Source organism: Sphingomonas sp. Leaf22 (assembly GCF_001421715.1).
Taxonomy (GTDB): domain Bacteria; phylum Pseudomonadota; class Alphaproteobacteria; order Sphingomonadales; family Sphingomonadaceae; genus Sphingomonas.
Genome location: NZ_LMKP01000033.1, coordinates 1 through 7,717 on the forward strand (window position 1 = coordinate 1; position 7,717 = coordinate 7,717).

Consider the following 7,717-nt stretch of genomic DNA (forward strand, 5'->3'; position numbering starts at 1 on the left):
CGCCTCGCCACGCATCGAGGCTCGAGTACGACGCTTTCCCGGCTTTACCGTGCAGCGCTGGCGTTCGGTACCTCCCGCAAAAAGTTTTCGGACGGTCTCGATCAGACGACAGGGAATTCGGACCGACGCGCGTGGTGCATGGCGGCAAGCCTTTGGACGAGGTACAAGACGGGCCCATTCCTGGTGGGCAGAGGGTCCGATGCTATCGCATGTAACGGTAGGCGTTAACGACGTTGAGCAGGCCCGCCGCTTCTATGGTCCGATTTTGGATGTTCTGGGTCTGAAGCCGAGATTTGCCGACGCCGCTTGGGCCGGGTGGCAACCACCCGCCGGCGACCGGCCGCTCTTCATCGTGACCCGGCCGTTCGACGGCGGGGAAGCGGCGGTCGGAAATGGTCAGATGATCGCGCTGCTGGCGGACAAACGCGCCACGGTCGATCGATGCCATGCCCTGGCGATGCAACTGGGTGGAACGGACGCCGGCCAACCTGGCGTTCGTCCGCACTACCACCCCGATTACTACGGTGCCTATTTTCGCGATCCCGACGGCAACAAGCTGTGCGTTTGCTGCCATCTGCCGGAATGACCGGCCCAGACAGGAACCGGTGGCCGTAATCCGGTCGTACCGCGCGCAAGAACGGACGCCTGCGCGCTTCGCCATCCGATACCCTGTTCCCGACCGCTTGTTCCCGAACTGCCGGTCCGACAGGCGGAAAGGGGAATGGGGATACTCCGCGGCTCCCCCTCAAAAATCGACCGCAATGCCCTTGTGCGTCCAGTCGCCATAGCGCGTCGGGCTCAATCCCAGCGGATCGTCGCCGTCCGGTTTGGGCGGGATCGGTTCGGGTGTCGGCACCGGCGGCGATTTGGAGAGGTGCGCGGGTGGCTTCACATGCGGGGGTCGGTTGCCCATAGAAGAATCCTTCACGGTTCGTCAGGATGCACTTGGCGGACCAGGTACAGGATTCAAGTGATCAATCGACCAACTTCACCGGAGGCCCGCTGAATGGCCCGCCCGCAACTTGCCCCCGAAGCACCGGGCCTTGCCGCTCGCCGCGCCGCACTGCGGCTGCTCGATGCCGTCATCCGGCGCGGACTGCCGCTGGAGGCCGCATTGGCGAAGGCCACGCAGGAACTCGACCGGCGCGAGGATCGCGGCCTTGCCCATGCGATCGCGGCGGCGGTGCTGCGGCGGCTCCCCGATCTCGACGCGCTGATCGACAGCGCGACGCAGCGCCCCCTGCCCGACGATGCCAAGGCGCGGTTCGTGCTGCGCATCGCGCTGGGGCAGGCGCTGGTGCTGAACACGCCGCCGCATGCCGCGATCGCGACGGTGCTGCCGCTGGTCGAGGGCGGTCCGCGCAAGCTGGTCCACGGGGTGTTCGGCACGCTGATGCGCGGCAATGCCCGGCTGCCGGATGCGGCGACGCTGCCCGCCGATACCGATGCCCGCTGGTGCGCGGCATGGGGCGAGGACATGGTGATCGCCGCCGCGCACGCCATCGCGCAGCAACCGCCGGTCGACCTGTCGCTGAAAGGTCAGGCGGGGCCGGAGGGCACGGCACTGGCCCCGCACCACCGGCGGCTGCACGATGCCGGATCGATCCCCGACCTGCCGGGCTATGCCGAAGGCGAATGGTGGGTGCAGGATCTGGCGGCGTCGATTCCCGCGCGGCTGCTGGGCAAGGGGCCGGGCACCGCGATCGACCTGTGCGCGGCACCGGGCGGCAAGACGCTGCAACTGGCCGCCGCCGGGTGGGACGTGACCGCGCTCGACAATTCGGAAAGCCGGATGGGGCGGCTGCGCGAGAATCTGAAGCGGACCGGGCTGACAGCGTCGGTCGTGACCGGCGACGCGCTGGTGTGGAAGCCGGGCGAGCCGGCGGATGCGGTGCTGCTCGACGCGCCGTGCAGCGCGACCGGCATCTTCCGCCGCCACCCGGATGTGCTGCACCGGGTGCGGCCGAGCGTGATCGCCGAGACGGCGGCGTTGCAGGCGCGATTGCTGGCGCGCGCCGCCGACTGGGTGAAGCCGGGCGGGCGGCTGGTCTATGCGACCTGTTCGCTGGAACCGGCCGAGGGCGAGGCGCAGCTGGCGCGGTTCCTTGCCGGACGGAGCGACTATGCGGTCGAACCGGCGATGGCGGACGAACTGCCCGCCGGGGTTGCCGCGCATGCGGACGGCTATGTGCGGACGCTGCCGGGGATGCTGGCGGAACAGGGCGGGATGGACGGGTTCTTCATCGTGCGGTTGCGGCGGCGGTAGGGAGAAGCTGGTTCACGCCGAGGCGCGGAGGCGCGGAGAGAAGGGTTTGATCGCGCAAAGGCGCAAAGCACGCTGAGGGGTTACGCAGGTTGCCGCGGTAGCGGCCTCCATGAGCAGGCGTCTTCCGATCGCAAAGGACGTCGCCGGACGCGCAACACCTTCGCGTCCTTTGCGCCTTCGCGCGAACACAAATTCTTCGCTCCGCGTCTCCGCGTCTCCGCGTCTCCGCGTGAACCGATTCTTCCTCCCCTTATCTTGCCGCATGATGAGACCATGCTAGGACGAAATTCATGCAGCCCGTCCGTATCGCCCCGTCCATCCTGTCCGCCGATTTCGCCAAGCTGGGCGAGGAAGTCCGTGCCATCGACGCGGCGGGCGCGGACTGGATTCATATCGACGTCATGGACGGGCATTTCGTCCCCAATCTGACGATCGGACCGGCGGTGGTGAAGGCGCTGCGCCCGCATTCGGCCAAGCCGTTCGACGTCCACCTGATGGTATCGCCGGTCGATCCGCTGGTCGAAGCATTTGCCGAGGCCGGGGCCGACATATTGTCGGTGCATCCGGAATCGGGGCCGCACCTCCACCGTACGCTGCAACGGATCAAGGCACTGGGCAAGCGTGCCGGGGTCGTGCTGAATCCGGGGACCCCGGTCGAAGTGGTCGATCAGGTGATCGATCTGGTCGACCTGTTGCTGGTGATGAGCGTCAATCCGGGGTTCGGCGGACAAAAGTTCATCGACAGCCAGCTGCGCAAGATCGAACAGCTGCGGGCGCGAATCGACGCGACCGGCCGGCCGATCGATTTGCAGGTCGATGGCGGCATCGACCGTGCGACCGCGCCGAAGGCGATCGCGGCCGGGGCCGACTGCCTCGTCGCCGGCACCGCGACCTTTACCGGCGGGCCGACCGCCTATGCCGCGAATATCGCCGCATTGCGGGGCGCATGACCCCGCCCCAGCCGATCGACGAACCGCGCGACGGGATCGATGTCGGCAAACGGCTGGTCCGTCAGGGCGGGGGCACGGGGCTGTCGCTGTCCGAACGCATCGCCGAAAAGCTGCAACGGTTGGCATGGCGCACGCCGCTGCACGGGCTGCGGCTGAAGGGGCGGCATCCGCTCAAGCTGATTGCGATCGCCGACGATCCGTTCCTCGGCGATCTGGCGCGCGGGCAGGCGATGCTCCGCGGCGAATTGATGTTCCGGGGCGAAGCGGTGCCGATCGACCGGCTGGGGCTCGACCGGCCGAAATTCTCGGCGGCGTTCGCCGAGCATCTGCACGGCTTCGCATGGCTGCGCGACCTGTCGAGCGTCGCGCCGCGGGTGACGGCGGTGCCGATCGCCGAGACGCTGATGCTGCAATGGCTGAACGCGCATGGCGACCGGGTGTCGGAACCGGCATGGACGGCGCACCTGACCGGGCGGCGGATGCTGTTCTGGATCGCGCACGCGCCGCTGATCCTGTCGTCGACCGACCTCGTCTATCGCTCCCGCGTGCTCAACACCATCGCCCGCGCCGCCCGGCATCTGGACGGAGAGGCGGGCAAGGCACCGGCGGGCATCCGCGCGATCACCGCATGGGCCGGGGTGGTCGCCGCCGGCCTGGTTATTCCGGGTGGCGATCCGCGGCGCGGCTTCGGTGAGAACGGGTTGGCGCGGGCGCTGACCACCGGCGTGTTCGACGATGGCGGCATCGTCAGCCGGTCGCCTGCCGACCAGCTCGACGTGGTGATGACGCTGACCGCCCTGCGCGAAATCTATGCGGCGCGGCGGCTCGACGTACCCGAACCGCAGCAACTGGCGCTGACCCGGATGGTCGCGGCGCTGTTGGGCGTGGCGCATGGCGAGGGTGGCCTTGCCTGCTGGCAGGGATCGGGGCCGGTGACGGGCGACCGCATCGCCGATGTCGTCGCCGCGACCGGGGTACGCACCCGGCCGCTGCGCCATGCCAGCGACTGGGGCTATCAGCGGCTGGCGGCGGGGCGCACCGTGCTGATCGTCGATTCCGCGCCGCCGCCGGTCGCGCGCGCCGCGCGCGAGGGCTGCGCGTCGACGCTGGCGTTCGAGCTGTCCGATCAGGGCCAGCGCATCGTGGTGAATTGCGGCGGGGCGGCGGCGGCGCTGCTGACGCTGTCCCCCGATCTGCGCCGGGCGCTGCGCACCACCGCCGCCCATTCGACACTGGTGCTGGACGATACCAATTCGACCGCGATCCATGCCGACGGGTCGCTGGGCAAGGGCGTCGGCGTGGTCGACATGGCCCGGCAGGAAAGCGACGCGATCAGCCGGATCGAGGTCGCGCATGACGGCTACGCGAAGCGGCTGGGCTTCCAGCATCGCCGCGTGCTGACGCTCAGCGCCGATGGCCGCGACGTGCAGGGCGAGGACATGCTGATCCCGACCGGCCGACGCGGGCGCAAGGGGGAGACGAGCTTCGTCGCGCGCTTCCACCTCGCCCCGGGCATCGAGATCGCCCCGACCCCCGACGGGCAGGCCGCGTTCCTGCGCCTGCCCGATGGCCCCGTCTGGCAATTCCGCTGCAAGGGCGCGACGCTGGGCGTCGAGGAAAGCCTGTGGATCAACGACAGCGGCTTGGCCGTAGCGACGTTCCAGCTGGTGCTGTCGGGCGCGACGCCGGCGGGGGGCCATGACTTTTCGTGGCGGTTCCACCGGGCGCGGTAGGGCGGCCGGGTCGTTGGCACCTGCCTGCCGTCGAGGGATCGGGATCGGTCTGCTACCAGAAACGATCGAATGTCTGGGAACGTCACTCAAAACCCGTACACGTCCCGCCAAGGCGTTGCCCACCTTGGGAGGAGCTATAGCCCAGTTCCTTTCCATCCCGCTTGCCGATGCGATAGGTCAGTCGCTGATCCAAGCCAGACCCTGCATCGAGGAGCCATGCTTCCAGTCGCCCTGCCGGGGTCGTGACCCGCTCCGATCCCTTCACGGTGATCGTGAACACCCCCACGCCACGATCATATTGGTAGAACGGTAGCGTAAAGCTCTTCCCGACAGCCAAAGGCAACGCAGCGAACGTCGGCCCGAAAAGGTTACCGTCCCAGACCGGCCCTGAATGCGCCTGATCGATCGTCACGCGGGCTCCTTGCCGGTCGAGCTTGTATCCGGTGACGCGATTGTCGCCGTAGGACAGCTCGGCATGGTTCTTGCCATTGCGTGTCGTCGCCACGCTGATCGGTTGAAAGGTGCCGTCATCGAGCAAGAACGTATCGCGAAGATCGAACCGGCCATTGGCAAGGCGCTGATGCACGACGATCCGCCAGACCGCCCGCCGGCCCATCTTTCCCCTGCGCACGGATTGCCACGTCGAGCCGATCACGGGTGCGCCTTCGGCCGACGGACCCATTATGGCATAGCAGGCCGAATAGGGATGCAATCGCCGGCCATCGGGCACCGCTGTCAGGATCGGTTGCTTGAGTTTTTCCTGAAAGAACCGCACCACTTCCGCATTGAAGCGGGCATGGAACGCGGTTCGGTCGAACCCCGGCGCGCTGACGCACAGGTGCGGCATGGTCGCGGGATCGGCACATGGTGCCAAAAAGTCGAAATGTCCCGCGCCAGGGACCGCATGAAACTCGGGCTTGTTCGGCAGGGTGGCGCGAACCGCATCCGCAGAGAATGGCGCGGGCAGGATATGGTCGTCGTCCGCGCGCCAGAGCTGCACGGGGATGCGAACGTCGGCCAGCCCCGCACGGTCGAACGTAAACCCGATCGTCGGCGCGGCAACAACGATGGCCTTGATCCGCCGGTCTGTCATGGACGGCCATGCGCTCGTCAGGGTTCGCGGCTGCGACTTCACAAGCGTGCAGACGAAGAAGTCGGGATGCCGTGCGCAGTGATCGGCGAAGCGTGTCATGTCCGGCTTCCCCCCTGCTGCGGCAAGGACGGTAAAGCCCCCGGCCGAAAAGCCGAAGGCACCGATGCGATCGGGATCGATCGCGGCACGACCCGGCCATGCCTGCATCATGTACGAAATGATCGCACTCAGTGCGGTCGGCCGTCCCTCGATCCGGGTAGCGCGGCTGTTGTCCCGCCAGTTGTCGCCGGGATGGGTGAGCGCGGCGACGATGAAGCCGGCCCGGGCGAGTGCCACCGCTGTGTCGACGTGACCGGCGAAATCGCCCCCCGTTCCATGCGAGATGACGACCAACGGATGCTTGCCCCCCGGCAAGTGGGCGGCCCCACCACCTCCTGCGCGTACAGCCCAAGCCTTTGTCGGGCCGGTGTACCGGACGAAGGATACCAGACACCGACCTCGATGCCATCTGGGGTCACCAGACGTTGGAACCCGGCCTGCACCGATTGGGATTGGGCGACAGGGGCGATAACAGTGAGGAACAGGGCAGCGATAGCGAGGCGCAACGACATGGTGGACTCCGTGGTGGCATGTCGTTGCTGAACTGGATCGATGCCGTGGGGGGAAGGCTCCTATTCGCGAACGGGCGAATGGGTTCGCCAGTCGACAACCGGGTTTCGTTCGCTACCATAAGCGCGGTAGAAGGCGACGTGACCCGGTTGCCCTTCCTTGTCTCTGCTCGCCGCTGCTTGGCGAGGCCGATGGTGCGCGGGGTCGGCCTCGCCATCGCTGCCGGCGCGCTTCTGGCGATCCTCGGACCGTTCGGGAGCTATCTGAACGGCGGCTTGGTCGAACGACTGGCCTATTGGATCGGTGCGATGGTTCTGGGGCTGATGCTTTACGGCACGGCATATGGCATCGCCACCCGGTCAACGGTGACCGGTTCAGTACGACGGTGGCTAGCCCTGATCGCGGCCGGGTTGCTTGCCAGCATCCCCGAAGCGTTGGCTACCCGCATGACGGCGTTCTGGCTGTGGCCGGAACTGGCACGGCTCCATCTGTCGTTCCCGCTCTGGTTGGCGCAGACGATGACAATCGGTGTGATCGCCATCGCGGGTATGGGGTTGGCCCGGCGGCGCTCCGCCCCGATCCAGCACAAGGGCCCTGATTTGCCGCCAGCGGAAGATCCGATCGTAACCCCGCTGGGCGGAGAGGTGCTGGCTCTGCAAATGGAGGACCATTATGTTCGCGTGCACCGCCCCGCCGGCTCCGAACTGATCCTAATGCCGCTCGGCCGTGCGATCGAGGCGGTCAGGGTCGACGGACTACGCACGCATCGATCCTGGTGGGTGGCGGCTCACGCAGTCACCGCCGTTGAGGGAAACGCTCGCGCAATGCGCGTACGACTGTCCAACGGCTTGGTCGCGCCAGTTGCGCGATCCGCCGTAACGCACCTCAAAGCGGCGGGATGGATCAAAGATACCGATAGTGCCGTTGCGTGAGCAGGACGGCATGACCAGCCTTCCCGATTGGGCTGGGAGACCGTCCGAAAACGTGGATCAGGATTCCCTGGGTCGTCTGGGCGGTGTAACCTGCAGTCATGGCGTATATCGAGGGTCATGCTCGGGACCGGGCG

General features: G+C 67.3%; 8 protein-coding genes. 6 read left to right on the forward strand and 2 right to left on the reverse strand.

Annotated features, from left to right (window positions below; translation table 11 throughout):
* Positions 1-586 (forward strand): VOC family protein (locus ASE70_RS12660; RefSeq protein ID WP_235519884.1); only part of this gene is annotated, 586 nt, incomplete at its 5' end.
* Positions 587-745: 159 nt separating this feature from the next.
* On the opposite strand, the gene ASE70_RS19295 is transcribed toward ASE70_RS12660, so the two are convergent.
* On the reverse strand, positions 746-913 hold the full coding sequence (locus ASE70_RS19295) for a DUF1674 domain-containing protein (RefSeq protein ID WP_082438929.1): 168 nt from the start codon (positions 911-913) through the stop codon (positions 746-748).
* Positions 914-1,006: 93 nt separating this feature from the next.
* Between ASE70_RS19295 and ASE70_RS12665 the strand changes: the two genes are divergently transcribed.
* The 3 genes from ASE70_RS12665 (at position 1,007) to ASE70_RS12675 (ending at position 4,949) form a co-directional block, all read left to right on the forward strand.
* Positions 1,007-2,266 (forward strand): RsmB/NOP family class I SAM-dependent RNA methyltransferase, encoded by a 1,260-nt coding sequence (locus ASE70_RS12665; protein WP_056505418.1) that lies wholly within the window; start codon positions 1,007-1,009, stop codon positions 2,264-2,266.
* Between the two features lie 290 nt (positions 2,267-2,556).
* Entirely contained in the window at positions 2,557-3,216 is a 660-nt protein-coding gene (gene rpe, locus ASE70_RS12670) for a ribulose-phosphate 3-epimerase (RefSeq protein WP_056505421.1), read from the forward strand.
* Positions 3,213-4,949 (forward strand): heparinase II/III family protein, encoded by a 1,737-nt coding sequence (locus ASE70_RS12675; RefSeq protein ID WP_056505424.1) that lies wholly within the window; start codon positions 3,213-3,215, stop codon positions 4,947-4,949. The genes rpe and ASE70_RS12675 overlap by 4 nt, the downstream gene beginning before the upstream one ends.
* Positions 4,950-5,031: 82 nt before the next feature.
* On the opposite strand, the gene ASE70_RS19925 is transcribed toward ASE70_RS12675, so the two are convergent.
* The gene (locus tag ASE70_RS19925) at positions 5,032-6,141 is read right to left on the reverse strand and encodes a DUF3108 domain-containing protein (protein ID WP_235519885.1); all 1,110 of its coding nucleotides are present in this window, start codon (positions 6,139-6,141) and stop codon (positions 5,032-5,034) included.
* Between ASE70_RS19925 and ASE70_RS20750 the strand changes: the two genes are divergently transcribed.
* Both ASE70_RS20750 and ASE70_RS12685 read left to right on the forward strand, forming a co-directional pair.
* On the forward strand, positions 6,140-6,394 hold the full coding sequence (locus tag ASE70_RS20750) for a hypothetical protein (RefSeq protein WP_235519888.1): 255 nt from the start codon (positions 6,140-6,142) through the stop codon (positions 6,392-6,394). The two genes, ASE70_RS19925 and ASE70_RS20750, sit on opposite strands and share 2 nt — an antisense overlap.
* 277 nt (positions 6,395-6,671) lie before the next feature.
* On the forward strand, positions 6,672-7,583 hold the full coding sequence (locus tag ASE70_RS12685; RefSeq protein ID WP_235519891.1) for a LytTR family DNA-binding domain-containing protein: 912 nt from the start codon (positions 6,672-6,674) through the stop codon (positions 7,581-7,583).
* The last annotated feature ends 134 nt before the right edge of the window (positions 7,584-7,717 follow it).

What these genes read in the sequence shown, in the direction of transcription:
- ASE70_RS19295 (WP_082438929.1), bottom strand. Translation starts at nt 913, where the DNA reads ATGGGCAACCGACCCCCGCATGTGAAGCCACCCGCGCACCTCTCCAAA.
- ASE70_RS12665 (WP_056505418.1), top strand. Translation starts at nt 1,007, where the DNA reads ATGGCCCGCCCGCAACTTGCCCCCGAAGCACCGGGCCTTGCCGCTCGC.
- rpe (WP_056505421.1), top strand. Translation starts at nt 2,557, where the DNA reads ATGCAGCCCGTCCGTATCGCCCCGTCCATCCTGTCCGCCGATTTCGCC.
- ASE70_RS12675 (WP_056505424.1), top strand. Translation starts at nt 3,213, where the DNA reads ATGACCCCGCCCCAGCCGATCGACGAACCGCGCGACGGGATCGATGTC.
- ASE70_RS20750 (WP_235519888.1), top strand. Translation starts at nt 6,140, where the DNA reads ATGTCCGGCTTCCCCCCTGCTGCGGCAAGGACGGTAAAGCCCCCGGCC.
- ASE70_RS19925 (WP_235519885.1), bottom strand. Translation starts at nt 6,141, where the DNA reads ATGACACGCTTCGCCGATCACTGCGCACGGCATCCCGACTTCTTCGTC.
- ASE70_RS12685 (WP_235519891.1), top strand. Translation starts at nt 6,672, where the DNA reads ATGTCGTTGCTGAACTGGATCGATGCCGTGGGGGGAAGGCTCCTATTC.